The sequence below is a fragment of the Actinokineospora baliensis genome (assembly GCF_016907695.1).
GTDB classification, from domain to species: Bacteria; Actinomycetota; Actinomycetes; order Mycobacteriales; family Pseudonocardiaceae; genus Actinokineospora; species Actinokineospora baliensis.
Genome location: NZ_JAFBCK010000001.1, coordinates 4,049,319 through 4,075,000 on the forward strand (window position 1 = coordinate 4,049,319; position 25,682 = coordinate 4,075,000).

At 71.9% G+C, this 25,682-nt stretch carries 23 protein-coding genes and 2 pseudogenes (1 of these 25 only partly in view); 17 read left to right on the forward strand and 8 right to left on the reverse strand.

The window, feature by feature from the left end:
• Positions 1 to 258 precede the first annotated feature (258 nt).
• The gene (locus JOD54_RS18815; protein ID WP_204451784.1) at positions 259 to 789 is read right to left on the reverse strand and encodes a hypothetical protein; all 531 of its coding nucleotides are present in this window, start codon (positions 787 to 789) and stop codon (positions 259 to 261) included.
• Positions 790 to 1,083: 294 nt separating this feature from the next.
• Here JOD54_RS18815 and JOD54_RS18820 point away from each other — a divergent pair, with 294 nt between their 5' ends.
• Positions 1,084 to 2,334, forward strand: a complete 1,251-nt coding sequence (locus JOD54_RS18820) for a PucR family transcriptional regulator (protein ID WP_204451785.1) — start codon at positions 1,084 to 1,086, stop codon at positions 2,332 to 2,334.
• A 13-nt stretch (positions 2,335 to 2,347) separates the two neighbouring features.
• On the opposite strand, the gene JOD54_RS18825 is transcribed toward JOD54_RS18820, so the two are convergent.
• Positions 2,348 to 3,487: a hypothetical protein gene (locus JOD54_RS18825; protein WP_204451786.1), complete on the reverse strand. Its 1,140-nt coding sequence runs from the start codon at positions 3,485 to 3,487 to the stop codon at positions 2,348 to 2,350.
• Between the two features lie 128 nt (positions 3,488 to 3,615).
• On the opposite strand from JOD54_RS18825, the gene JOD54_RS18830 reads away from it, so the two are divergent.
• Both JOD54_RS18830 and JOD54_RS18835 read left to right on the forward strand, forming a co-directional pair.
• Positions 3,616 to 4,254 carry a class I SAM-dependent methyltransferase gene (locus JOD54_RS18830; RefSeq protein WP_204451787.1) on the forward strand — a complete coding sequence of 213 codons (639 nt, stop codon included), beginning with the start codon at positions 3,616 to 3,618 and terminating at the stop codon, positions 4,252 to 4,254.
• Positions 4,255 to 4,348: 94 nt separating this feature from the next.
• Positions 4,349 to 5,518 (forward strand): PucR family transcriptional regulator, encoded by a 1,170-nt coding sequence (locus JOD54_RS18835; protein WP_204451788.1) that lies wholly within the window; start codon positions 4,349 to 4,351, stop codon positions 5,516 to 5,518.
• A 44-nt stretch (positions 5,519 to 5,562) separates the two neighbouring features.
• Here the strand turns inward: JOD54_RS18835 and JOD54_RS36030 are convergent, their stop codons facing one another.
• The 4 genes and pseudogenes from JOD54_RS36030 to JOD54_RS18845 form a co-directional block, all read right to left on the reverse strand.
• Positions 5,563 to 5,883 (reverse strand): proprotein convertase P-domain-containing protein, encoded by a 321-nt coding sequence (locus JOD54_RS36030; RefSeq protein ID WP_372440406.1) that lies wholly within the window; start codon positions 5,881 to 5,883, stop codon positions 5,563 to 5,565.
• A gap of 84 nt (positions 5,884 to 5,967) precedes the next feature.
• Positions 5,968 to 6,768, reverse strand: a pseudogene (locus tag JOD54_RS18840) (S1 family peptidase); the annotation flags it as partial.
• Positions 6,769 to 6,836: 68 nt separating this feature from the next.
• Entirely contained in the window at positions 6,837 to 7,265 is a 429-nt protein-coding gene (locus JOD54_RS36035) for a proprotein convertase P-domain-containing protein (RefSeq protein ID WP_372440407.1), read from the reverse strand.
• Positions 7,248 to 8,498: pseudogene (locus JOD54_RS18845) on the reverse strand (M14 family metallopeptidase); the annotation flags it as partial. The gene JOD54_RS36035 and the pseudogene JOD54_RS18845, both read right to left, overlap by 18 nt.
• Before the next feature lie 552 nt (positions 8,499 to 9,050).
• Here JOD54_RS18845 and JOD54_RS35605 point away from each other — a divergent pair.
• The 4 genes from JOD54_RS35605 (at position 9,051) to JOD54_RS18865 (ending at position 12,311) form a co-directional block, all read left to right on the forward strand.
• The gene (locus JOD54_RS35605; RefSeq protein ID WP_204451790.1) at positions 9,051 to 9,956 is read left to right on the forward strand and encodes an XRE family transcriptional regulator; all 906 of its coding nucleotides are present in this window, start codon (positions 9,051 to 9,053) and stop codon (positions 9,954 to 9,956) included.
• A gap of 48 nt (positions 9,957 to 10,004) precedes the next feature.
• Positions 10,005 to 10,328 carry a hypothetical protein gene (locus JOD54_RS35610; protein ID WP_204451791.1) on the forward strand — a complete coding sequence of 108 codons (324 nt, stop codon included), beginning with the start codon at positions 10,005 to 10,007 and terminating at the stop codon, positions 10,326 to 10,328.
• Positions 10,325 to 11,236, forward strand: coding sequence for a carbohydrate kinase family protein (locus JOD54_RS35615; protein ID WP_204451792.1), 912 nt, complete (start codon positions 10,325 to 10,327; stop codon positions 11,234 to 11,236). Before JOD54_RS35610 ends, JOD54_RS35615 begins: the two co-directional genes overlap by 4 nt.
• 232 nt (positions 11,237 to 11,468) lie before the next feature.
• Positions 11,469 to 12,311, forward strand: a complete 843-nt coding sequence (locus JOD54_RS18865) for an SAM-dependent methyltransferase (RefSeq protein WP_204451793.1) — start codon at positions 11,469 to 11,471, stop codon at positions 12,309 to 12,311.
• 25 nt (positions 12,312 to 12,336) lie between these two features.
• Here JOD54_RS18865 and JOD54_RS18870 read toward each other — a convergent pair whose 3' ends face one another.
• A complete protein-coding gene (locus JOD54_RS18870) occupies positions 12,337 to 13,092 on the reverse strand; it encodes an EI24 domain-containing protein (RefSeq protein ID WP_307860161.1) in 756 nt (251 codons plus the stop codon).
• A gap of 85 nt (positions 13,093 to 13,177) precedes the next feature.
• Here JOD54_RS18870 and JOD54_RS18875 point away from each other — a divergent pair, with 85 nt between their 5' ends.
• From JOD54_RS18875 to JOD54_RS18915, 9 genes are all read left to right on the forward strand, one after another.
• Positions 13,178 to 15,049, forward strand: coding sequence for an ABC transporter ATP-binding protein (locus JOD54_RS18875; RefSeq protein ID WP_239573434.1), 1,872 nt, complete (start codon positions 13,178 to 13,180; stop codon positions 15,047 to 15,049).
• A 154-nt stretch (positions 15,050 to 15,203) separates the two neighbouring features.
• Positions 15,204 to 15,443, forward strand: a complete 240-nt coding sequence (locus JOD54_RS18880) for a hypothetical protein (RefSeq protein ID WP_204451795.1) — start codon at positions 15,204 to 15,206, stop codon at positions 15,441 to 15,443.
• Positions 15,444 to 16,004: 561 nt separating this feature from the next.
• Positions 16,005 to 17,069 carry a sensor histidine kinase gene (locus tag JOD54_RS18885; RefSeq protein ID WP_204451796.1) on the forward strand — a complete coding sequence of 355 codons (1,065 nt, stop codon included), beginning with the start codon at positions 16,005 to 16,007 and terminating at the stop codon, positions 17,067 to 17,069.
• Entirely contained in the window at positions 17,066 to 17,863 is a 798-nt protein-coding gene (locus tag JOD54_RS18890; RefSeq protein WP_307860162.1) for a LytR/AlgR family response regulator transcription factor, read from the forward strand. Before JOD54_RS18885 ends, JOD54_RS18890 begins: the two co-directional genes overlap by 4 nt.
• Positions 17,860 to 18,210, forward strand: coding sequence for a hypothetical protein (locus tag JOD54_RS18895; protein ID WP_204451797.1), 351 nt, complete (start codon positions 17,860 to 17,862; stop codon positions 18,208 to 18,210). The genes JOD54_RS18890 and JOD54_RS18895 overlap by 4 nt, the downstream gene beginning before the upstream one ends.
• Positions 18,207 to 19,964, forward strand: coding sequence for a sodium/solute symporter (locus JOD54_RS18900; protein WP_204451798.1), 1,758 nt, complete (start codon positions 18,207 to 18,209; stop codon positions 19,962 to 19,964). The genes JOD54_RS18895 and JOD54_RS18900 overlap by 4 nt, the downstream gene beginning before the upstream one ends.
• Positions 19,965 to 20,026: 62 nt before the next feature.
• Positions 20,027 to 20,380, forward strand: coding sequence for a DUF485 domain-containing protein (locus JOD54_RS18905; protein ID WP_204451799.1), 354 nt, complete (start codon positions 20,027 to 20,029; stop codon positions 20,378 to 20,380).
• Complete coding sequence (locus JOD54_RS18910) at positions 20,377 to 22,002, forward strand: monocarboxylic acid transporter (protein WP_204451800.1); 1,626 nt, start codon at positions 20,377 to 20,379, stop codon at positions 22,000 to 22,002. Before JOD54_RS18905 ends, JOD54_RS18910 begins: the two co-directional genes overlap by 4 nt.
• 230 nt (positions 22,003 to 22,232) lie before the next feature.
• Positions 22,233 to 22,880, forward strand: coding sequence for an HNH endonuclease family protein (locus JOD54_RS18915; protein WP_204451801.1), 648 nt, complete (start codon positions 22,233 to 22,235; stop codon positions 22,878 to 22,880).
• A gap of 58 nt (positions 22,881 to 22,938) precedes the next feature.
• Here JOD54_RS18915 and JOD54_RS18920 read toward each other — a convergent pair whose 3' ends face one another.
• Entirely contained in the window at positions 22,939 to 23,655 is a 717-nt protein-coding gene (locus JOD54_RS18920; RefSeq protein ID WP_204451802.1) for a S1 family peptidase, read from the reverse strand.
• Positions 23,656 to 24,046: 391 nt separating this feature from the next.
• Between JOD54_RS18920 and paaZ the strand changes: the two genes are divergently transcribed.
• A protein-coding gene (paaZ, locus tag JOD54_RS18925; RefSeq protein ID WP_204456377.1) for a phenylacetic acid degradation bifunctional protein PaaZ crosses the window boundary here: on the forward strand, positions 24,047 to 25,682 show its 5' portion. It continues 389 nt past the right edge of the window; the window shows 1,636 of its 2,025 coding nt (coding positions 1-1,636); the start codon lies at positions 24,047 to 24,049; its stop codon lies off the right edge, out of view.

Sequence of the window (25,682 nt, forward strand, 5' to 3'; positions counted from 1 at the left end):
GTCGTAGGGGCCCCACGCAAAACAGGTCCACCGCATCGAGCCTGCAGTTAACTCGCGACCGGGCCCGATGGCGCAGCCGAGGCGAGGACCCGATGCAAGGCGCGAAGCGACGAGCCGAAGATCATCTACCCCAAGATCCCCCGAATACACAGCCTACCGAGGCACACCGACAAACCAGGCACACGAACAGCGCCCTGTGGACAAACTAGACCGTTGTGGATGAGCTAGACCGTTGTGGACAACCTCCGAGAACGGAGATCACCCCACCCCGTCCAACGCCCGGCAACTCCCCGCCTCCCGATAAGCGTCCTCAATCCCCGGATTCTCCCGCAAATCCCGCAACGGCCCCCGATTGTCCGCCAACCCACTCAACCCGTCCGCCAACTCCGCCACCGCCATCTGAAACGCCACCGGATCCGCCACCGACACCCCAGCCAGTTTCGACCGCGCCGAATCCACCGAAGTTCGAGCCCCCTCCAGCCCCGCCAACGCCTTCTCCACCGCCGCCCCGCCATCCGCCACCGGCGGCGCTCCCGCATTCGTGATCCCGTCCCCAACAGCCGTCAGCGACTCGCTCAGCGACGTCAGGAACGTCAGCAGCCCCTCCTTCGCCCGCACCGGATCACCAGGATCCACGGCAGGCAACTGCGACAGCCGCGCACCGTTGAGCACCATCGTCGAACAGATCCGGTCCACCCACCCCACAGCGGGTGCCTGCGCGGGCGGGGCGGAGCAAGCTGATGCCAACGCGGCGCCGGTGATGGCCAGCGCGATGCGGGGTGACGGCATGGGGGCCTCCAAGGCGGTCTGGCTGGACCGTACTGACACGGCCGCCGGGCCCGGAAGCGTCGAGCGTGTTTTTATCACCTCCGCACACATTCCGGACGCGGCTTTGCGCGATCGCACAATTGTCACCGCAACACAAAACGGAGGTTCGGTTTCCACCGGGACCACACCCGTGGTACGCGGACTTCTGCGCCATACGAGTGTTCCACTCCCCGGACATCCGTTTCGATTGACACCTTCGCGCGGGCGAACTTATGGTCGCTGGCACAAAACAACGGGTCGGTGGAAGGGGACGGCATGGTGCACCGGCTCGATGAACGGGCGATCGCGTTGTGGGCGAGTCTGCCGAGGGAGTTGGTGGCGCGGTTCCGGCCGGTGGTCGGGCGGCTCACGCAGGACATGGTCCGGGAGATCCAGCGGGCGGTGCCCGCGTACGCGCAACCGCTGGAGGGGCATTTCGGGGCGATCATGATGGCGGGGGTGGAGCAGTCGGTGCTGCGGATCCTCGACACCGTGGGGATCGGGGGGCCGTCGGACGAGAACTGGGCGGCGGTGTTCCGGCAGTTGGGCAGGGTGGAGTTCGCGGAGGGCCGCAGCCTCGACTGCCTGCAGACCGCCTACCGCGTCGGCGGTCGGGTCGCGTGGCGGCACCTCGCGGCGTGGGGGCAGCAGCAGCGGCTGCCCACCGCGATGCTCACCGTCGCGGCCGAGGCGATCTTCGCCTACGTCGACGAGATCTCCACGCTGTCCATCGAGGGCTACACCGCCGCGCAGGCGCAGTCCGCGGGCGTCATCGAGCGCGCCAGGCGCAGGCTGGTCGAACTCGTCCTCAGCGACCCGCCCGGGTCGATGACCGCTCTCACCGAACTGGCCGCCACCGCCCGCTGGCGCGTGCCCGACACCGTCGCCGTGGTCGTCGTCGAGCAGGCCGTCGACGGTGAACCCGATGTGCTGGCCGGACCGCACGACCCCGAGGTCCTCGTCGACCTGGACCTCCCGTGCCTCGTGCTGCCCGACCCCGCGCGGCAGCTGCGCGCCCTGCACCCCCACCTGCGCGGCCGCCGCGCCTGCGTCGGGCCGCTCGTCCCGCTGCGCGAGGCCGCGACCTCGCTGAACTGGGCGCGCCGGGCGATGGCGTTGGTGCGCAGGGGCATCATCGGCGGCGACACCTCGCTCACCTGGTGCCACGACCACCTGTCCACCCTGTGGCTGCTGGCCGACGAGTTCCTCGTCCGCGAACTCCGCCGCCGCGCCCTCGCCCCGCTGACGGGCCTGACCGCCAAACAGCGCGCCCGCACCGCCGAGACCCTCCTCGCCTGGCTCGAAACCCGCGGCAGCGCCCCCGAGATCGCCCAACGCCTCGACATCCACCCGCAGACCGTGCGCTACCGCATGCGCCAGGTGGACAAGCTGTTCGGCCCCCAACTCGCCAACCCCGACACCCGGCTGGAGCTGGAGATCGCCCTGCGCGCCGACCGCCTGCTGCGCACGGGCGAAGACCTACCGCCCACGCCACCGCGCAGGCGACCCAACACCGTCCACAGTTGACACTCCGCCTGGACTACCTGGGTGGCCGGACCGTCCAGCGCAGGGGGATCTGGCGGTAGTCGGGGGTGCTGGACGAGCCGATGATGGTGCCGGTGTTGTTGAGGGCGACCGGGGTGGCGTTCGCCGTACCCGCGGTTCCGAGGTCGTAGGACCGACCGGCCCGCCACAGGAACGCCCTGGTCTGCGCCCCGTCCGGCGACTTGGACCACCCGACGACGTCGCCGAGGTCGTTCACCGCGACCGCCGCGCTCTGCCCACCGGCAGGCGACCCCAACTCGATCGCCACCCCGTCGCGCCACAGCGTCGCCCGCCCGCCGGACACGCCCACGATGTCGCCGCGCTCGTTGATCGCCTGCCGGTTGCTCGACACCGTCGCGTCACCGGCCCCCGCCAACGCGGGCAGCGCGCTCACCTGCGTGCCCTCCCACCGCAGTCCGACGCCGTTCTGGTTGCCGACGATCACGCCGCTCTCGTTGGCCGCGACCGGGATCGGCTCCCGGGTGCCGCCGGGGTGGGCGGCCAACCGGGCGCATCCCTGGGCATCGCAACGGAAGGCGTAGGAGTCACTGCCGAACATGGGCAGGAAGTAGCCCGCCGCGGTGCCGTTCTCGGTCACCACGCCCAGCGACACGTGCGGCCCGGCCGTCGGCGCGGCGAGCCTGGTGAAGGTCCCGTCGCGCCAGAGCCCGATGTTCTCCATGTGGTAGCCCTGGACGGAGTTCGGGTAGGTCACCGGGACGTAGCCGCTGTCGGTGATGTCCCCGGTCGACACGTACGACCGCGACGGCCCCGACAGCACCGACTCGGTCCCACCCGCCCACACCTTGGGCGTCCGCTCGTAGTACCCGCTGCCGCCGGGGACGTACTCGGTCCCCACGACCTGCCCCAGGTTGTTGATCCCGCTCGGCGACCCCACCCCCAGTTGCGCCACGGTGTTGCCCTGCCACAACCACGCCCGCTCGGCGTTGTCGAGCGCGCCACCACCCACGATCTGCCCGCTGTCGTTGATGTCGCGCACCTGCGCGCTGGTCACCCCCTGCGGAAACGGCAAGGCCCCGTCGGTCAACAACGGACTCCGAAACGCCGCGTCGGCGGGCACCCCCAACACCGGAACCAGGACGACGACGACCGCACCCACCCAGCAACGCCTCATATCGGTCAACCTACCGGCGCGCCCTCCACTGCAGACAGCGCCTGAACAGCCCAAATTTCGCCATCTCGAACCTCGAACCTCTTACCCCACAAGAGATCTCACTCCCGTGCTCGACGTAGGGTCACCCCGTGACCGATCCGTTCCCCTCACTCGAGGCCAAGGCCGCCTACGACGCCGTCGCGGCCCAGTACGCCGAGCTGTTCAGCGATTCGCTCAGGACCAGGCCACTCGAACGCGCGCTGCTGGCCGCGTTCGCCGAACTCGTGCTCGCCGGTGACTCCGGTCCGGTTGGCGACATCGGCTGCGGACCAGGCCACGTGACCGCGTACCTGAAGGCTCTGGGACCCGACACCTTCGGCATCGACCTGTCCGCCGAGATGGTCGCGTTGGCCCGCCGGGCACACCCGGACCTGAAGTTCGACGAAGGGGACATGACGGCCCTCGACCTGCCCGACGCGTCCCTCAGCGGCATCCTCGCGCTCTACTCGGTCATCCACACCCCGCCGCCGCGGCTGCCCGCCGTCTTCGCCGAGTTCCACCGGGTTCTGGCGCGGGGTGGCCACCTGCTGCTCGGGTTTTTCGCCTGCGACGACCCGGTGCCCCAGGGGTTCGACCACAAGGTGCTGCTCGCCTACCGCTGGTCGCCCGACACCCTCGCGGACCTGCTCCGCCGGGCCGGGCTTGTCGAGGTGGCCCGGTTGCTGCGCGAGCCCCACGACGGTGAGCGGTTCCAGCAGGGCCATCTCCTGGTGCGCAAGCGCTCTTGAGCGGGGCTTTGTGCCCGTGGACAAGGCTGGCTGGACTTCGTTGACACCTCCAGCCGTCCGTTCTTAGCGTCGGGGAACACCTCCGGGAGGGACGATGACGCTGGCGCACCGGGCGGGGGAGAGCGCGGTACCGCTGTGGGGGGCGGTCGTGCCGGAGTTGGCCGGGCGGGTGCGGCCGATGGCGGGGGCGCTGATCCGGGACGCGGTGGTCGCCATCCAGGACGCCGTGCCGCAGTACCGGCGGCCGTTGGCGGGGAAGTTCCGGGAGGTGCTGGTCGGGGCGGTGCGGGCGGCGGTGCTGCAGTGCTTCGAGTTCATCGAGGACCCGCGCGCCGACCGCGACGAGTGGCTCGCGGTGCTGCGGCACGCCGGTCGGGTCGAGTTCCACGAGGGCCGCACCATGGACGCCCTGCAGACCGCGGTCCGCGTCGGCGCCCGGTCGGTGTGGCGCCACGTCAGCGCGGCCGGGCAGGACCTGGGCATCGAGGCCGACACCCTGCTGGCGGTGGCCGAAGCGATCTTCGCCTACGTCGACGACCTGTGCGTGGTGGCGGTCGAGGGCTACACGCAGGCCCGGGCAGCCGCCGGGGGAGCACTGGACCAGCGCCGCACCCGACTGCTGCACGCCCTCCTCACCGACCCGCCCCCCAGCACCCGAGCAATAGCCGACCTCGCCGCCGCAGCAGCCTGGCCCCTACCCCCCGCCCTGTCCGTGGTCTTGCTGGACCACCCCACCGACCGCCTCCCACCCAACGCCCTCACTGACCTAACCCACCCAGACCCCCACCTCGTCATAGCCACCCCCACCGACCCCGCCGACTGGGCCGCCCGCGTCGTCATCGGTCCCGCTGTGCCCCCTCAAGACGCCTGCCGCTCGTTGCGGGTGGCTCAGCGGGCACTCGCGCTCGTGCACCGCGGCATCCTCCCCGCAGGTCAGGTGATCCGGTGCGACGACCACCTGGTCACCCTCCTGCTGTTCGCCGATGAGGCCCTCGTCCACCAGATCGCCAGGCCCGTGGTCGACGCTCTCGCGCGTCTCACCGACAAGCAGCGGGACCGGGTCGCCGGGACGTTGCGGGTGTGGTTGGACACCCGGGGCGACATCGCCGAGGCGGCGGGCAGGTTGGGGGTGCACCCGCAGACGGTGCGGTACCGGATGAACCACCTCGACGCGCTGCTCGGGGAGCGCCTGGCGGATCCGGAGCAGCGCTTCCTGCTGGAGCTGACCGCCGGGGTCTGGGGAAAGGGTGATGCCCCCGCCTGACGGTTCAGGCGGGGGCATCGGGTCGGACCAGACCGGACCGGGGACTAGAAGGTGAGCTTCCAGCTGTTGATGTAGCCGGTGTCCTGGCGGTAGGTGTCCTGGACCTTGAGCTTCCAGGTCCCGTTGGCCACCTCGGTCGAGGCGTTGACCGTGTAGGTCGCGACGACGTTGTCCGCCGAGTCGCTGGTGGACGAGTTCTTCAACCGGTAGGTCGACCCGTCCGGTGCCACCAGGTCGATGAGCAGGTCACCGCGGTAGGTGTGCACGATGTTGACGTCGACCTTGAGCGTCGCCGGGGCGTTGCCGGAGATGCCCGACACCGCGATGTCGCTGGTGACGGCGGCGCCCGCGTCCGGGATCTGCACGTCGTTGGTGTTCTCGAAGGTGCGGCCAGACGGCGGGTTCGTCGTCGTGGTCGGCGGGGTCGTGGTGGTGGGCGGGGTGCCGCCCAGCTCCGAGGCCTTCGCCGCGATGGCCGAGGACAGCGCGCTCACCTCGGCGTACACGCCGGGGTAGTTCGGCCGGGCGCAGCCCTGGCCGTAGGAGACGATGCCGACCTGCACCCAGTTGTTGGCGTTGTCGCGCCGGAACATCGGGCCGCCGGAGTCGCCCTGGCAGGTGTCGGTGCCGCCCTGGGTGTAGCCCGCGCAGATCTCCACCGCGGCCTTCATGCTCGGGTAGGCCGACTTGCAGGTGGCGTCCGACACGAACGGCACCTGTGCCTTGAGCAGGTACCGCTGCTGCGCGCCGCCCTCGGACGCCGCGCCCCAGCCCGCGATGGTGAAGGTGCCGGAGTCGTAGGCGGTGGTGGTCGCGATGGGCAGCAGCGCCGCGCCGGTGATCGGGCTCGACAGCTGGATCAGCGCCCAGTCACCGCCCGCGGAGCCGGAGTAGCCCGGGTTGCGGTAAACGTACTTCGACGTCCTGGTGACCCGGCCGGAGTCCTGCAGGTCGACCACGCCGTAGGTGGCGGTGATGCCGGTGTTGTTGCCGGTGCTGTTCACGCAGTGCGCCGCGGTCAGCACGAGGCTCTCCGAGTACATGGCGCCACCGCAGCCCATCGACAGCCGCACCATCCAGGGGAACTCCCCCTGGGTGGCGCGGGTGCCGCCGACGACCTGCGGGCTCATGTCGGTGGGCGGCTGGGCTGCCGGGGCGGCGGCGAGTGCCTGACCCGCCACCGCGGCGGCCGCGGCCACCGTGCCCACCGCGAGCACCAGCGCCTTCTGGAGCTTGGTGATCCTCTTCAACGGTCTTTCCTCTCGTGTCCACACAGCACGGGCCCGTGCTGTAGCAGGGCGTGGAATCCGGGGGACGGCTAGAAGGTGAGCTTCCAGCTGTCGATGTAGCCGGTGTCGGACCGGTAGGTGTCCTGGGCGCGCAGCTTCCAGGTGCCGTTCGCGACCTCGGTGGAGGCGTTCACCGTGTAGGTCGCGATGATGTTGTCCGCCGAGTCGCTGGTGCTGGAGTTCTTCAGCCGGTAGGTCGACCCGTCCGGGGCGACCAGGTCCAGCACCACGTCACCGCGGTAGGTGTGCTTGACGTCCACGTCGACCTTGAGCGCGGCAGGGGCGTTGCCGCTGACCCCGGTGACGGTGACGTCGCTGGTGACCGCGGCGCCCGCGTCCGGGATCTGCACGTCGGCGGTGTTCTCGAAGACCTTGCCGCCCGGGTCCGGCGGGGTCGTGCCGCAGGTGCCGCCGGTCGCCCTCGGCGGGCAGTCGGAGTAGTCGAGCAGGTGCAGCACCGCGGCCTTGTTGCGCGAGGTCTCCCGGCTGATCACCTCGTCCGGCGGGTAGAAGCCGCCACCGGCGGACCCGGTCGGGTACATCTCGAAGGTGAACGCCCAGATCTTGTGCGCGCCCCACAGGTAGTCGTCGATCGCGCCGTCGGTGATGTAGAGCGCCGAGTCCTGCTCCGGGGTGTAGCCGTTGGTCTGCGCCATGGCCTTGCCCAGCGTCTGGAAGGTGTTGTACTCCGCGCGCGTCATCCCGGGCACGACCTGGTCGTAGGTCCAGCCGAAGGGCCACATGACCAGTTCGCTGTAGGAGTGGAAGTCGATCGCGGTGCTGATCTGCTGCTTGCCGCCGACGACCCGGCTCTTGACGAAGTTCTGCACCGTGGACACCTCCGGCGCCGACCCGGCCGACGGGCCGCGGTAGGTGTCGGAGCTGGGGCTGGTGGAGGAGCCGCCGCAGCAGCCCCACTTGAAGTCCCAGTTGCGGTTGAGGTCGGTGCCCACCGCGCTCGAGCCGGAGTTGGGCTGCCGGTTCTTGCGCCAGCTGCGGTAGGAGCCGGTGGCGATGTCGTACTCGCCGCCGTCGGGGTTGAGGTCGGGCAGGATCCAGATCTCCCGCGTGTCGACCAGGCCCTTGATCCGGCTGTCGGTGGCGTAGCTGTCGGTGAACAGGTTGAGCAGGTAGATCGCCATCTCGACGGTGATGTGCTCGCGGGCGTGCTGGTGGTGGGTGAACAGCACCTCCGGCTCGTTCTCGTCGGTGGCGACGTTGTCGGAGATCTTGATCGCGTACAGGTCCCGGTTCTGGTAGGACTTGCCGATCACCTGCTTGCTGATCAGGCCGGGGTGGTCGGTGATCGCCTTGTTCAGCTCGGCGACCATCTCCGCGTAGTTGTGGTAGCCCGCGTCGGCGCTGGGGAAGTCCATCGTCCCCTGGGCGCCGCGGTCGGTCGGCGGCGCGGCGTCGGCCACGACGGTGTACCCGAGGGCGCGGATCTTCGCGGCCTCGGCGGGCGTCGCGGTGATCAGCAGCCTGCTGTCTTCCGTGCCGTTGATCGCCGCGCCGGTGGCCGCGATGGCGCTGCGCTGGGGGGCGGTGCGCACACCGGACACGGAGTACTCCGCGCTCGCGCGCGCCTGCGCCGCACCGGGCTGGCCGCCGCTGGCGACACCGCCGGTGGACACCACCACCGCCGCCGCGACCGCGATCGCGGCGAACAAGGTGAATCGAGTGCGTTTCAACGTACCTCCCGCAGGGGGCGCCGCGAACGGCGCTGGAGGGTTTGCCGCGACCGAGCCGCACCCGCTCGTTCGCGGCACCGATAGCGTTACCGGCGAATACTGGCCCCTGTGTGATGGTCCCGGCAAGAGCGGGCCTGCAGTGGGATGTTGCCGTTTCTTCACACCTGTTGTGGCCGCACTCCGCGCTCGCCGGAAATCGCGACCCGCGATGCGGATGCGCTCCGCTATGGCCCGCACGCCCGCGCACGTTCGTCGTAGTGGTCCGGACCAAGCGCTGGTCAGAACGGTGACAGACCGCGATCGTCGCTGTTTGTCAACAGTGAAAACCCTTGCCTACCCGGTCGGCCGATACCTCTCGCCCGCCTTGTCCGACTCCGGTTTCGGTATGTCACCGGGATTACCGGATCGGGGTATCTCCATTCGGTGGGCGGTGTACGGCGTTAATTGCGCGGCGATTTCCACGGCCGCTGCCCCCAAATCGAACGCGGTACTGCCGATCGTGCAACGATCCACCCCTTCCGCTCCCGGCGACCCTTGGCTACGTTCCGGTAGGTGGACCCGGCCCCGCACTGCTTCGCCGACGCCCTGCGCGCGGCCATCGCCGACAGCGAGATCACCCTCGAACGCGTCGCCGAGCAACTGCGCGCCAGGGGCACCCCGGTCAGTCTCGCCACGCTGAGCTACTGGCAGACCGGCCGCAGCCGCCCCGAGCGCCCCCGCTCGATCGCCGCCCTCGGCCACCTGGAGGACCTGCTCGGCCTCGGCGCGGGGGCGCTGCGCGGCCTGTTGGAGGCGCCCCGCCCGCGCGGCCGCTCCGCCAGGCGCACCCCCCGCCCGCTCGCCGCGTCCGCCCCGTGGGCCGACACGGCGGAGTTCCGCAGGCTCGTCGCCGAGCTCGACCTCAGCCACGACACCGCCATCACCCGGCTCTCCGCGCACGACCGGATCGTGATCGGCCCCGACCGCGCCAAGACCGTCCAGCGCACCCGCCAGGTGCTGCGCGCCGAACGCGACGGCGTCGACCGGCTGGTGGTCACCGGCTGGGCCGAGCGGGAGGGCGGCGCCCCGCCGACGCTCACCGGCACCCGCAACTGCACCCTCGGCCGGGTCAACGTCGACCTGCGCGGCGGTCAGGTCGCCGCCGAGCTGCTCTTCGACCGCCCGCTCGGCCGCCGCGAGACGATCATCGTCGAGCACGAGTACCACCTGCCCAGCCCCCGCCCGATCGCCTACGGCCACCAGCGGGTCAGCCGGATGCCGGTCCGCGAGTACCTGCTGGAGGTCCGCTTCGACCCCCGCGCCCTCCCGCGCTACTGCGTCCAGTTCACCGACGTGGGCGGCCGCGAGCAGGTCAGGGCGCTGACCCTGGACTCCGCCTACACCGTGCACACCATGGCCCTCGACCTGGAGCCTGGCCGCCACGGCATCCGCTGGGCCTGGGGCACCCCGGAGGTCTAGGCGCGTCGTCGTCGCGGGTTTGTCGGGCGGGTGCGGCATGCTGGGGCGGTGAGCACCGAGCCGCTGATCCAGGATCCGCTCTACGCCGGGCTCTCGGCGTTGGCCAGGCAGGAGGCCACCCGCTTCGCCGAGCGCAACCTGCGGGTGCGCCGGTCGCCGGTCGTGCACGCGGTGCGGATGACGCCGTGGGTGGCCGGGCTGGCGATGCCCGCGCCCGCCTGCGGCCAGGGCTGGTCGGGCGCCGGTGCGGGGGAGCTGCACCCGGCGGCGGAACCGGTCAACTGCGGTCACTGCCTCGCCTCGGCCGAGGCCAGGGCCGCGGCCGTCACCGGTGCGTCGACCTCGCAGCCGACTTTGCCGTTCCCCGCGTGACGCCGGTGATCAGCGTCCTCGGCGAGGCGCTGGTGGACCTCGTGGCGGCGCCGGACGGGCGGACGTTCACCGCGCACCCCGGTGGCGGCCCGGCCAACGCCGCGATCGCCGTCGCCCGCCTCGGTGGCGCGGCCGTGCTCAGCACCCGCTTCGGCGACGACCTCTTCGGCGCCATGGTCCGCGCGCACCTCGACGACGCGGGCGTCCGGACCGTCGTGCTGCCCTCGGCCACCAACGAGACCAGCGTCGCCTTCGCCGCCACCGACGAGCACGGCGTGGCGACATACGACTTCCGCGTGGCCTGGGACGTCGACTCCGTCCCCCTGGTGCCGGGCGCCCGGTTCCTGCACACCGGGTCCCTCGCCGCGGCGCTCGCGCCCAGCGTGGTCGAGTCGGCCATGCGCGCCTCCCGCGCCGCCAAGGTGCCGGTGAGCTTCGACCCCAACATCCGGCCCGCCCTCGCCGGGCGCCCCGAGGTGGCCCGGTCCCGGTTCGAGCGGCAGGTCGGCCTCGCGGACGTGGTCAAGGTCAGCGAAGAGGACCTCGAGTGGCTCTACCCGGGTACCGACCCGGAGAGCCGCGCCGAGTCGCTGCTCATCCTGGGGCCCCGGCTGGTGGTGCTGACCAGGGGGCCGCGCGGCGCGCTCGCCGTCACGACCTCCCTGGCCGTCGAGCGCCCTGCCCCGCCAACCGCCGTGGTCGACACCGTCGGCGCGGGCGACGCCTTCACGGCGGGACTGCTGTGCGCGCTCGCCGCCGCGGGCGGTCCGATCAGCGGTCTCGACGAGGCGACCCTCGCGGGCGCGCTGGAACTCGCCAACGCCGTCGGGGCGCTCACCTGTGCCCGCCCGGGGGCCGACCCGCCGCGCCGCGCCGAACTCGGTGTGTGGGCCCGGGTGCTCGACTGAGCGGCGGCCATCACCGGGCCGGGTGACCGATTGTCGGGGTCTGAGGTCCGACCACCCGGCCATCCGGCCCAACATCACCCGTACGGCGTTCCATCTTCCGGGTGACGGTTGCGCCGGAGGGTCTCGCCGGGGCGCCGCACCGAGTACGACGTACGGTGGGGGCCGTTCGCAGCGGTCGCCCGGTGTCCTAGTCTGTTCACCGTCCGTTGCCGCGTCCTGTGGAGTCAGTCACATGCCTGCTGCCGAGTCCGAACCCTGGGGAGAGCTGCCCCGGGGCATGGCGATCGACTTCGACGCGCCCAACCAGGCTCGGCTCTTCGACGCCCTTCTCGGAGGTCGGGACAACTACGCCGCCGACCGCGAGGCCGTGGAGCGGCTCGCCGCGCTGGCCCCCGGTGTGCGGCAGATGGCCCGCGACCACCGCGAGTGGTTCTGCCGGGCGCTGCGGCTGCTGGTGACCCAGCGTGGCGTGGACCAGTTCATCGATCTGGGCTCCGGGCTGCCCACCGTGGACAACACCCACCAGATCGTGCAGCGGCACAACCCCGAGGCCAAGGTCGTCTACATCGACAACGACCCGGTCGTGCTCGCGCACGGCAGGGCGCTGCTCGAGGAGAACGACAACACGCACATGCTCGACTACGACATCACCGAGCCCGAGTACGTGACCTCCGACCCCGACCTGCGCCGCAGGCTCGACTTCGACCGCCCCATCGGCCTGATGCTCTGCGCCGTCACCGGCCACCTGCTCGACGACGTCGTGGCCCGCACCACCGTCCACGGCTGGATCGACGCCCTCGCCCCCGGCTCCTACGTCGTGATCAGCCAGCAATACGACCACGCCGACGGCAGCCACTACGCCGACCTCGCCACCGCACTGCGCGACGGGTTCCGCAACACCAGGATCGCCACCGCGTTCCGCGACCGCACCGAGGTCGAGTGCTGGTTCAAGGGCCTCGAGCTGATCGAGCCCGGCCTGACCTTCCTGCACGAGTGGTGGCCGGACGGCCCGAGGATGACCCCCCTGACCGACATGAACTTCATGATGCTCGGCGGCATGGGCCGCAAGCTCTGACCCGACCGGGGAAGCGCGGCGCCGCTTAGCGGCCCGCGCCGACCCGGTGGGCGAGGAGGGTGCCACCTGCCATTGCCGCTGGGAAGACCAAGAGGGCGGCGAAGGGGATCAGGCACAGCAGGTACACGGGGATGCCGAAGCCCAGGGTCAGCGCCCGCCGCCCGCGCAGGGCTCGGCGCCGGTCGCGCAGGCTGACGCCGCGGCGGACGAAGGGGATGGCGGTGAGTTCGATCGCCAGCAGCCAGGCGCCGACGCAGACCGCCAGGACCGGCACCACCGTCTGGCCGAGCACCGGGATGAAGCCGAGGGCGAACAGCACGATGGCCCACGCCAGTCCGCGCAGCACCAGCAGCAGCGCGTCGCGCAGTCCGATCCACGCCGCTCGTGCCCAGCCGATCTCCTGGACGCCGGGGACGCCGCCGAGTTCGCGGTCCTCGACCTCCTCGGCGATGCTCTCGTAGAACGGTCCGCCGACGATCAGGGTCAGGGCGGTGAACAGCAGCAGCGACACCGCCGCGACCGCGACCACCAGCGAGATCCCGACCCCGATCCGCAGCGCGGTGCGCAAGGTCGCCGACCAGTCGTCGGCGAACGGGGTGGCCCAGGCGACCAGGTCGTCGGCGTTGACGGCGAGGGTGATCAGCCCGGCGAACAGCAGCACGCTGGTCAGCAGCACCGGCAGCGCGCCGCGCAGCAGCAGGGACCGGTTGCTCAGGACGAGGGTGAGGCCGCGGCCGAGAAGCCGGGCGCCGGTGCCGAGGTCGCGCAGTGCGGTGATCACGGGCGGCATCCTACGGCGTAGTTGACCTCGACATTACTGGAGGTTTTACCGTCGGGGCAGGCACAGTGATCGAGGGGGAACGCGCATGGACATGCAGATGGTGGCCTGGAGCTCGCTCTACCGGACGCTCAACTCCAGCGAGGGGCGGCCGAGCGGCTGGGCCACCCTGCGCCGGGTCGCGGCCTTCGCCGGACCGCACCGCCGCCGGATCGGCTGGTTCTTACTGGTCAGCGTCGTGCTCTCGGCGCTGGCGGTGGCCACCCCGGTGCTGGCCGGGCGCGTGGTCGACGCGATCGTGCACCACGCCGAGCCGGGCGTGGTCCTCTGGCTGGCCGCGGTGATCGCCGTCGCCGCGGTGGTGGAGGCCGGGTTCGGGCTGGTGGGCCGGAACCTGTCGGCGGGCATCGGCGAGGGGCTGATCCTGGACCTGCGCACCCGGGTGTTCGACCACGTGCAGCGGATGCCGGTCGCGTTCTTCACCCGCACCCGCACCGGCGCGCTGGTCAGCAGGCTCAACAACGACGTCATCGGCGCGCAGCGGGCCTTCAGCGACACCCTGTCCGGGGTGGTCGGCAACCTGGTGACGCTCACCCTGACGCTGGTCGTGATGATCGGCATCTCCTGGCAGGTGACCGTGCTGGCGCTGGTGCTGCTGCCGGTGTTCGTGATCCCCGCGCGCCGCATGGGCCGCAGGCTGGCGGACCTGCGCCGGGAGGCCGCCGAGCACAACGCGGCGATGAGCACCAGGATGACCGAGCGGTTCTCCGCGCCGGGCGCGACGCTGGTGAAGCTGTTCGGCCGCCCCGACCGCGAGTCGGCCGAGTTCGCCGCCCGCGCCGCCAGGGTCCGCGACATCGGCGTGCGTTCGGCCATGGTCCAGTGGGTGTTCGTCACCGCGCTCACCCTGGTCTCCGCGCTCGCGCTCGCCCTCGTCTACGGGCTCGGCGGGTACCTGGCGTTGACCGGTGCCCTGGAGCCGGGCGCGGTCGTGGCCCTCGCGCTGCTGCTGACCCGGCTCTACGCGCCCCTGACCGCGCTGGCCGGTGCCCGCGTCGAGGTGATGAGCGCGCTGGTCAGCTTCGAGCGCGTCTTCGAGGTCCTCGACCTGGTGCCGTTGATCACCGACGCGCCCGGCGCCGAGCCCGTCCCCGACGGCCCGGTCTCCGTCGAGTTCGACCACGTCGACTTCGGCTACCCGGCCGCGGACAAGGTGTCCCTCGCCTCCCTGGAGGAAGTGGCCACTTTGGACACCCGAGCGGGCGGGAAGGTGTTGCACCAGGTGTCTTTCCGGGCCGAACCCGGCACGCTGGTCGCCATCGTCGGCTCCTCCGGCGCGGGGAAGTCGACCATCGCCCAGCTCGCCACCCGCCTCTACGACCCCGATTCCGGCGCGGTCCGCCTCGCGGGCGTCGACGTCCGCTCCGTGACCGCGGGCTCCCTGCGCGACACGGTCGGCCTGGTCACCCAGGACGGGCACCTGTTCCACGAATCCATCCGCGCCAACCTGCTGCTGGCCAACCCCGCCGCCACCGACACCGAGTTGTGGGACGCGTTGCGCCGCGCCCGGCTCGCCGACGTGGTCGCCGCGCTCCCGGAGTCCTTGGACACCCTCGTCGGCGAACGCGGGTACCACCTGTCCGGCGGTGAGCGGCAGCGGCTGACGATCGCTCGGCTGCTGCTGGCCCGGCCGCGGGTGGTCATCCTCGACGAGGCCACCGCGCACCTGGACGCCACCTCCGAGGCGGCCGTGCAGGAGGCGCTCGCGGAAGCCCTCGTCGGTCGCACGGCCATCGTGATCGCGCACCGGCTCGCCACGGTCCGGGCGGCCGACGAGATCCTGGTCGTCGAGGGCGGGCGGATCGTGGAGCGGGGAACGCACACCGCCCTGATCGCCGCGGGCGGCCGGTACGCGCAGCTGCACCGGACCCAGTTCGCCACCGAACCCGCGGCCGCCTGATCGCGGTTCCCACGAACGGGTGAAGTCGTTCCCACGGGCGAGGTCTTGTCCCGATAGGACAGTCGAGGATCGGTCGAAGCGGTGCAGCTCAACGGCTCGCGGCCGGTAACGCTACGGCAACCGGGGGACTTCACAGGCAGGTCATGCTTGACCAATGCCTCGATCCGCCGACACCGCAGCCGACCTCCGCGCCATCGCCGACGAGGTCTGCGCGGACCTCACCGACGCGTACCCGGCGCTGCGGACCGTGGTGCAGGCGGTCGTGCTGCAGGCCGCGGGGGAGTTGGTCATCCGCGCGCGGGCACCCCGCGAGTTCCGCTTACTGCTGCACCGCCGCGCCGACGCCCGGTTGGCCGCCATGGCGGGGGTGTTCACCCCGATCCGATCGGACTGAGCCCGGCCCCGGGCCTGCTCCGCCCGCGACTGGCACGTCCGTGCTGGCCGCCACGGAGGACACCGTGTCGGCGGCCGCCTTCTCGCCGGTGCGGGGTCGTCGATGCTGCCCGGCCCGCCTGCGGTGCGTCGGGGGGCTCGTCGCGGATGGCCAGGGGAGGCGCCGTGCTCGCGCGGGCGGTGGATCTCAGCCCCCTTTGTATGGCGGGCGGGGATCTTCGCGGGGGTTGTTGATGGCGCCGGTGACGACCACTGTTCGCCCGCCTGCGGCGCGTCGGAAACGACTTGCCGGGGCAGGTCATCACCGTGGATGGCCAGGGCGGCGCCGTGTTCGTGTGGGCGGGCCGTCTCGACTCACCCTGTTGTGTGGCTGGGGGGGCTTCTCGCCAGGGTGGGGTCGTCGATGGTGCCGGTGACGTCTGCCGTCCGCCTGCCTGCGGGGGCAGGCCGTCGTCGCGGGCATCCCAGGGAGATGCCGTGCTCGCGCGGGCGGTCGATCTCAGCTCACCCCTTCGTGTGGTGGGCGCTTACCATCTACGCCAGCCGCCGAAGGGGACCGCCGATGCCGCAGGACGACCAGCGTTCGTGGCTGCCGTTCGCCCGGCGGGCTCCCGCCGATCCCGGCGCGGTCCTGGCCTCGGCGCGCCGCATCGGGGAGGATCTGGCCGACGGTCTCACCGGTACGGGGGTCGCCTCCGCGGCCCGGGGCCTGCGCGGTCTCGTCGCCGCCGACGCCGTTGGGTTGGCCGATCTTTCCGGCCGCCCGACCTGGGCGGGCCCGGTTCCCGGCGGTACGAAGTGGTTGGCCCAGGTCGACGAGGTCCTGCACAGCGAGACCCGCGTCGGCCGCCCGCCGCTGGTCGTCTCGCCGTTGCACGTGCACGACGAGTTGGCCGGTGTGCTCGTCGTCGCCGGGGCGGTGTCGCCCCGAGCGAGCCGGGAGGCCACCGAACTGGTGGTCGCCGCGCTGGAGCGGGCCAGGTTGGAGGCCTCCGCCGAGCAGGCCGCCCAGGCCGAGCTGCGGGCCCTGCGCGCCGAGATCTCCCCGCACTTCGTCTACAACGCGCTGACCGTCATCGCCGCGCTGGTGCACTCCGACCCCGAGCGCTCGCACGAGCTGATGCTCGACTTCGCCGACTACAACCGCTACAGCCTGGCCCGCCACGGCGACTACACCACTGTGGCCGAGGAGTTCCACGCGATCGAGACGTACCTGGCGCTGCAGCGGGCGGTGCTGGGGGAGCGGCTGCGGGTGCAGGTGCGGGTCGCGCCCGAGGTGCTCGCGGTGGCCATCCCGTACCTGGTGCTGCAGCCGCTGGTGGAGAACGCGGTGCGCCACGGCGTCGAGCCGCGGCCCACCGGCGGGGTCGTGCAGGTGCGGGGCGAGGCCGAGGGCGGCGACTGCGTCATCACCGTCGACGACGACGGGGTGGGGATGGCCCCCGCGCACGCCGAGGCGATCCTGGCCGGTCGCGGTCCCGCCGACAGCGTCGGGTTGGCCAACGTCGACCGCAGGCTGCGCAACGTCTACGGCCCCTGGTACGGGCTGGTGGTGGAGACCGAGCGGGACGCGGGCACCAGGGTGGTCGTCCGGATGCCGATGTTCGCCCCGGGGGTCGTGCCGTGAACGCCGAGAGCCAGGTTGGCGCCGCGAACGGGGTGCGGGTGCTGGCCGTCGACGACGTGCGGGCCGCGTTGGACGAGCTGTGCAGGCTGCTGCGCGCCTCCCCGGACGTCGCCAGGGTCCGCGCGGCGCAGGACGCGGTCAGCGCGCTGAAGGTCATCCAGGCCGAGCCGTTCGACGCGGTCTTCCTCGACATCTCCATGCCCGGCCTCAACGGGCTGGAGTTGGCGTCCCTGCTGGCCAAGCTCAGCGACCCGCCGGTGATCGTGTTCGTCACCGCCTACGACGGGCACGCCGTGTCCGCCTACGGCATCGGCGCGGTGGACTACCTGCTCAAACCGGTCCGCGCCGAACGCCTCGCCGACGCGCTGACCCGGGTCGTGCGGGCCACCGCGGCCCGCCGCGCCACCGCCGCCGAGCAGGAGGTGGCGCGCCCCGACGCGATGCCCGCGCTGCCGGTGGAGACCGACGGCAGGACCCGCTACGTGCGCCGCGCCGAGGTCGAGTTCGCCGAGGCGCACGGCGACTACGTCCGGCTGCACACCGCCACCGGCGTGCACCTGGTGCGCATGCCCATCTCCCGGCTGCAGGAGTACTGGGAGGGCTCCGGCTTCGCCAGGGTGCACCGCGGGTTCCTGGTCGCCCTCGACGCGGTCCGCGAGCTGCGCAGCGACTCCGTCGGCGGCATGCTGGCCCACACCGACCTCGGCGACGTCCCGGTGAGCCGCCGCCACGCCCGCGAGTTGCGCGAGCGGTTGCTGCGGGCGGCGCAACGGGGAGAGCTGGGCAAGCGGTGAGCCCGCACCGCAGGGTGGCCGTCACCAGCCCGCAGACCCGGCTCGCGCACGCCCGCCGCCGCCACCGCACCGCGTGGCGGCCGCCCACCATGGACCCGGCCGAGGTGCGCCAGGCCCTGCGGGTCTACCAGGCGCAGCGCACCAGGGCCGCGGCCGCGCTGGGCACCCTGTTCGCGCTGCTGTTCGGCCTCCCGGTCCTGCTCGACCTCACTCCGGAGTGGGACGACGTGCGGGTCTTCGGCGTCCCGTTGTCCTGGATCGCGATCGTGGCCATCCCGTTCCCTGCCATGGTCGCCCTCTCGCACTGGCACCTGCGCCGCGCCGAGCGCGCCGAGGACACCGGGTGATCGCGGTCTTCGCGGTCGCGCCGGTCGTGCTGCTGACCCTGCTGGTCGGGTTGCGCGGGGTCGCGGCGATCCGCACCACCTCCGACTTCCTAGTTGCCTCCCGCCGGGTCTCCCCGCTGCTGAACTCGGCCGCGGTCTCCGGCGAGTACCTCTCCGCCGCCTCGTTCCTCGGCGTCGCCGGGCTCGTGGTCAAGGACGGCATGGGCGCGCTGTGGTACCCGGTGGGGTTCACCGCGGGCTACGTCGCGATGCTCGTGCTGGTCGCCGCCCCGATGCGCCGCTCGGGGGCGGTGACCGTGCCGGACTTCGCCGAGGCGCGGCTGGCGTCCACCCCGCTGCGCAAGCTCGCCGCCGTCACCGTGCTGGTGATCGCCGGGCTCTACCTCGTGCCCCAGTTCCGCACCGCCGGGCTCGTGCTCAGCGTGGTCAGCGACGGCCCGTACTGGGTGGGCGTGGTGATCGCCGCCGTCGTGGTCAGCGTGACCCTGGCCGTCGGCGGGATGCGCGCGGCGACCTACGTGCAGGCCTTCCAGTTCTGCTTCAAGCTGGTGCTGTTCATCGTCCCGGCGATCTGGCTGCTGCTGCAGGTCGGCCCGCAGGTGCGGCACGAGGCTGTGCACCCGGTCGAGTTCACCCACTTCACCCGCGACACCCCGGTCGACTTCGGGCTCGAGGTCACCCTCCTGCTCGACGAGCCGCTGACCGCGCGCACCGGCGACGGGGCGCCGCTGTGGATCCCGGCGGGGGAGTACCGGGTCGCCGAAGGGTCCACTGTGGTCTTCCCGGCGGGCGCGCCGGTGCCCGGCCTGCGCGGCGGCGCGGCACCTGGCGGCCCGGACTGGCAGCGCCCGCTCCTGGACACCTCGCACGCGGGCCACCCGGTGCTCGGGACATGGGCGGTGCTGGTCGCCACGATGCTGGGCACCATGGGCCTGCCGCACGTGCTGATGCGCTTCCACACCAGCCCGGACGGCCGCGCCGCGCGCCGCACCGCCGCGATCACCGTCGGCCTGCTCAGCGTCTTCTACCTGTTCCCCGGCATCTACGGCACGCTCGCCAAGGTGCTGGTGCCGCAGCTGTACCTGTCCGGCGCCACCGACACCGCCGTGGTCGCTCTACCGTCCCAAGTGGACTCCGGGCCGACCGGGACGGTGTTCACCGGGCTGCTCACCGCGGGCGCCTTCGCCGCGTTCCTGGCCACCTCGCTCGGCCTGCTGCTCGTCGTCGCGGGCGCCATCTCCCACGACCTGGTCCCCGGCGGCCTGGCCAGGCTCCGGTTCACCGTCGTGGCCGCGGCCGCCGTCGTGGTCCTGCTCGCCCTGCCCTCGGCCCGCCTGGACGCGGGCGTGCTGGTGACCTGGGGGTTCACCGTGGCGGCGTCGACCTTCTGCCCGCTGCTGGTGTTGGGCATCTGGTGGCCGAGGCTGACCGCCGCCGGTGCGATCGCCGGGGTGGCGGCCGGGCTCGCGGCCACCGCGGGCGCCATCGTGGCGACCCTGTTCGGGCCGCCGGTGTCGGGCTGGCCCGCGATCCTCATCGCCCAGCCCGCGCCCTGGTCGGTGCCGCTGGCCTTCGCCACGATGGTCGGGGTGTCGCTGCTGGGCCGCCCGCCCGCGTGGTCGCAGGCCGCGATGCTGCGGCTGCACCTGCGGGAACGGCACGACCTCGGCCGCGGCGGTGACCTGGGCCACTCGTCCTGGTCGGCACGCCGTTCGTCGGCCGCTCGTCGCATCATCCGTCGATTGGGCCGCTGACCCCTCTGCGCGCCGCGCCCCGTCCCTACGGTGACGCGGAACACCATCGAGGGAGGCGCCCGATGAGTAAGTCCCCAGACCCCGACACGCACCAACCCGACCACGAGCCGGACTGGGCGGAGGTCCACGGCAGCGCCGAGTTCGTCGAACTGCGCCGCCGGTTACGCCGCTTCGTGTTCCCGATGACCGCGATCTTCCTGGTCTGGTACCTGGTCTACGTCCTGCTCGCCGACTACGCGCACGGGTTCATGGCCACCAAACTGGTCGGCGACATCAACGTCGGCCTCGTGCTCGGCCTGCTGCAGTTCGTCTCCACCTTCGTGATCACCAGCCTCTACGTGCGCTACGCCGACCGGAAGCTGGATCCGCTGGCCACCGGCATCCGCGAGCGCGTCGAGGCCGGTGAGGCCAAGTGAGCGCCGTCGCCGCCGGGGTCACCGGCAACAACCCCGCCCTCAACATCGGCATCTTCGCCGTGTTCGTCGCGATCACCCTGGTGGTCGTGTTCCGGGCCAGCCGCAACACCAAGACCGCCGCCGACTACTACGCCGCGGGCCGCGCGTTCACCGGACCGCAGAACGGCGTCGCCATCGCGGGCGACTACCTCTCCGCCGCCTCCTTCCTCGGCATCGCGGGCGCCATCGCGCTCAACGGCTACGACGGGTTCCTCTACTCCATCGGCTTCCTGGTGGCCTGGCTGGTCGCGCTGCTGCTGGTGGCCGAACTGCTGCGCAACACCGGCAAGTACACGATGGGCGACGTGCTGGCGTTCCGGATGCGCCAGCGCCCGGTCCGCGCCGCGGCGGCCACCTCCACCCTGGTGGTGTCCTTCTTCTACCTGCTGGCCCAGATGGCCGGTGCGGGTGGACTGGTCGCGCTGCTGCTGGGCATCACCAACAAGACCGGCCAGGCCGTCGTGATCGCCGCGGTCGGCGTCATCATGATCGTCTACGTGCTGGTCGGCGGCATGAAGGGCACCACGTGGGTGCAGATCATCAAGGCGGCGCTGCTGATCACCGGCGCGCTGGCGATGACCATCTGGGTGCTGGCCAAGTTCGGCTTCAACCTCTCCAGCCTGCTCGGCGGCGCCGTCGACGCGGGCGGCAAGACCGGTGAGGCGCTGCTGAGCCCCGGCAAGCAGTACGGCGCCACCGGGACCAGCAAGCTCGACTTCCTGTCCCTGGGCCTGGCGCTCGTGCTCGGCACCGCGGGGCTGCCGCACATCCTGATGCGCTTCTACACCGTGCCCACCGCCAAGGAGGCCCGCCGCTCGGTGGTCTGGGCGATCTGGCTGATCGGCATCTTCTACCTGTTCACCCTGGTCCTGGGCTACGGCGCGGGCGCCATCGTCGGCCCCGACGCCATCAAGGCGGCGCCGGGCAAGGCCAACTCCGCCGCGCCGCTGCTGGCCCAGGCGCTGGGCGGACCGGTCCTGCTGGGACTGATCGCCGCGGTCGCCTTCGCCACCATCCTGGCCGTGGTGGCCGGGTTGACCATCACCGCCTCGGCGTCGTTCGCCCACGACATCTACGCCAACATCATCAAGAAGGACAAGCTGGCGGACAAGAACGCCGAGGTCCGCGTCGCGCGGATCACCGCGGTGGTCATCGGCATCGTGGCCATCGTCGGCGGCATCGTCGCCAACGGCCAGAACGTGGCGTTCCTGGTCGCGCTGGCCTTCGCGGTGGCGGCGTCGGCGAACCTGCCGACCATCCTGTACTCGCTGTTCTGGAAGCGCTTCAACACCTCCGGCGCCCTCTGGAGCACCTACGGCGGCCTGGCGGCGAGCATCATCCTGATCGTGTTCTCCCCGGCGGTCTCCGGCAAACCCGCCACCGCCTCGACCCCCTCGATGATCCAGGGCGTCGACTTCCACTGGTTCCCCCTGGAGAACCCCGGGATCGTCTCCATCCCGCTGGCGTTCTTCCTCGGCTGGCTCGGCACCGTCCTGTCCAAGGAACGCCGGGACGACAAGTACGCCGAGATGGAGGTCCGCGCCCTCACCGGCGCGGGCGCGGAAAAGGCGACTCCGCACTAGTAACACTCTCTCCCGCCACCCACCCCCTCGTCCCCACCCGGCATCGTTCCCGGCTTGGCGGGGCAGGGGCCGGGCGGGGACGAGGGGGCATGCGAAGGCCCGTCGGCTCCCCTGCGGCCGACGGGCCTTCGCGCGTGGGCGTCGTCATGGGCTCCCGTTCGGCGCGCCTCCCCGGATCGGGTGATGATCAATGGAATGTATGCACTCAGTCCTGCATAACGGGAGTGATCATGCGTTCCACTGTCCCTGTCCTGGCCGCCCTGGCCCTCGCGCTCACCGCCTGCGACCCCAACGCGCTGGGCACCGGTGGCACCTCGGTCCCCGCGCCCGCCCCGGGCGCCCCCGGCGACCACGCCGCCCAACTGGCCGCCCTTGGCCAACCCCAACCCGAGGACACCGGCGCGCACTACGACCGCAAGGCCTGGGGTGAGTGGGCCTACGACTCGGCCAGCAAGTGCAACACCCGCGAGCAGATCCTGGTGCGCGACGGCGACGGCGAGGTCGTCGACGGCCAGTGCAAGCCGACCTGCCCCAAGGACTTCTGCTGGACCAGCCGCTACGACGGCGTCACCACCAAGGACCCGTCGGCCCTGCAGATCGACCACATCGTGCCGATCGCCGAGGCCAACCGCTCCGGCGCGCGCAACTGGACCGCCCCGCAGCGCGCCGCCTACTACAACGACCCGGCCAACCTCGTCGCGGTGACCGCCCGCTCCAACCAGAGCAAGAGCGACGGCGACCCGGGCAAGTGGAGCCCGACCCAGGGCTACTGGTGCGACTACGCCACCGGCTACATCGCGGTGAAGGTCAAGTACAAGCTCACCGTGGACGACGCCGAACTCGCCGGGCTCACCAAGATGCTGGCCACCTGCCCGTGACGGCGCGAGGGGGCCGCGGCCGAAGCCGCGACCCCCTGCTGGAAAGGCGCTGTCCGGGTCAGACGCCCGCGATGCTCTGGATCCAGCTGCGGTAGGAGCCCACCGAGGTGTAGTTGGTGATGCTCTGCCGGTCGCTGGTGGAGGCGACACCGATCTGGCGGCCGTTGCCGAACATCGGGCCACCGGAGTCGCCACCGGCGGTGATGCCGTTGACCCGGCGGGCCTGGACCGCGACACCGTTGTAGGCGTCGCGGGCGTTGGTCGAGGTCACCTGCACGGTCGCGACCTTGAGGTAGCGCGACTGGCAGTTGATCTCCGGCTGGCCGGTGCAGGTGGCACCCCAGCCGTAGACCTGCACCTGCTGGCCGACCCGGGCGTCGGACGTGGTGCCCAGCGGCGCGTAGGTCGCCGACACGCTGCGGTCCAGGCGCGCGATGGCCAGGTCCGAGGCGGAGTGCCGGTAGATCTGCGAGGCGTTGGCGGTGGTGCCACCGGTGGTCTGGTCCAGGCTGCCGATCCGGAAGCTGATCGTGCCGCTGGCCACGCAGTGCTTGGCGGTCAGGATGTACTGCGGGGCGATGATGGTCGCCGAGCAGGACTGCTGGCCGTTGCTGAACAGGCGCGCCGCCCACGGGGCGTTGCTCGCCGTGCCGCCACCGATGATGGCGGGGGTGAGGACCGGGTCCCCGGCGGGCGCGGCGTTGGCGGCGGGCATGGCGGCCAGCACGGACAGCGCGGCACCCGCGACGGCCACCGCGATCTTCGTCTTCTTCATGCGTTTCTCGATTCTGCGGCAATGCCGCGGCAGGGGTGAATCGGGAATGGTCCGCACAGTCGGCCCCGTGCGGGGTAACAATCGTTCCAGCCCGGAATACCGGCGAAATCCCAGGTCAGCTAGTCCCGGCGACCGGCAGCGACCGGACGGTCACGCTGTCAAGAAGCCACCTTTTCACCCAAAAGACACGATCGGCAAGGGTGGGATGTTCCCACCGCGTTCCCATTGTTCGGAATGGCAATTGGTAACGACGCACCCCGGATTGCGTTGAATGGATTTCACGATCCGGGCACCCGCGCGCGGCGCGGCCGGGGTGGCGGCGCCACTAGCATCGGGCGCGGTGGGCACGGCGACGAGGCCGGGTCCGCGATCGACTCAGGAGGTCGACCAGATGGCGCTGCTGCGCAGCTACGTATCCGGCCGCTGGCACACCCCGGACGACGGGGTCCCGCTGCTCGACGCGGTCACCGGCGAGGAGGTCGCCCGGATCTCCTCGGCCGGGGTCGACATGGGCGGCGCGCTCGAGCACGGCCGCCGCGTCGGCGGACCCGCGTTGCGCGAGCTGACCTTCCACCAGCGCGCCGCGCTGCTCAAGGTGCTCGCCACGCACCTCACCGAGCACAAGGACGAGCTCTACGCCCTGTCCGCGCGCACCGGCGCCACCCAGCGCGACTCGCTGGTCGACATCGACGGCGGCATCGGCGTGCTGTTCACCTACAGCGGCAAGGGCCGCCGCGAACTGCCCAACGCGAAGGTCCTCGCCGAGGGCCCGGTCGAGCGGCTCAGCCGCGAGGGCACCTTCGTCGGCAGGCACATCGCCGCGCCGCTGCGCGGGGTCGCGGTGCAGATCAACGCCTTCAACTTCCCGGTCTGGGGTCCGCTGGAGAAGTTCGCCCCCGCGTTCGTCGCGGGCGTGCCGACGCTGATCAAGCCCGCCAGCCAGACCGCCTACGTGACCGCGCGGCTGGTGGAGCTGATGCTCGAGTCGGGCGCCCTGCCCGAGGGCAGCCTGCAGCTGGTCAGCGGCAGCGCGGGCGACCTGCTCGACCACCTCACCCCGCAGGACCTGGTCGGCTTCACCGGATCGGCGACCACCGCCCGCAAGCTGCGCTCGCACCCCACCGTCGTGGCCAACTCGGTCCGCTTCACCGCCGAGGCCGACTCGCTCAACTGCTCGATCCTCGGCCCGGACGCCACCGCGGGCACCCCCGAGTTCGACCTGTTCGTCAAGCAGCTGGTCGCCGAGATGACGGTGAAGGCGGGGCAGAAGTGCACCGCCATCCGCCGCGCGTTCGTCCCCTCCGGGCAGCTGGACGCGGTCGCCGACGCGGTCAGCGCCCGCCTCGCCAAGATCACCGTCGGCAACCCGGCCAACCCGGACGTGCGCATGGGCGCCCTCGCCAGCCTCGACCAGCGCGAGGAGGTCCGCCGCTCGGTGCGGTCACTGGCCGAGGCGGGCACCGTGGTCTTCGGCGCGCTCGACCACGTCGACACCCTCGACGCCGACCCCGAGCGCGGCGCCTTCCTGTCCCCGGTGCTGCTGCGCGCCGACGACCCTGACCGCGCTCAGCCGCACGAGGTCGAGGCGTTCGGCCCGGTCAGCACGCTGCTGCCCTACGACGGGGTCGACCACGCCGTCGAGCTCGCCGCCCGCGGCCTGGGCAGCCTGGTCGGCTCGGTCGTCACCGGCGACGCCGACTTCGCCGCGGAACTCGTCCTCGGGGTCGCGCCCTGGCACGGCAGGCTCCTGGTGCTCGACACCGACAACGCCAAGGAGTCCACCGGCCACGGCTCGCCCCTGCCCGCCCTCGTCCACGGCGGCCCCGGCCGCGCGGGCGGCGGCGAGGAGATGGGCGGCATCCGCGGCGTCCTGCACCACCTGCAGCGCACCGCGATCCAGGCCAGCCCCCGGGTCCTGGCCGCCATCACCGGCGAGTGGGTCCCCGGCGCCCCGCGCACGGTCGAGGACGTCCACCCGTTCCGCAAGACCCTGGCCGACCTGCGCGTCGGCGACAGCGTCACCGCGG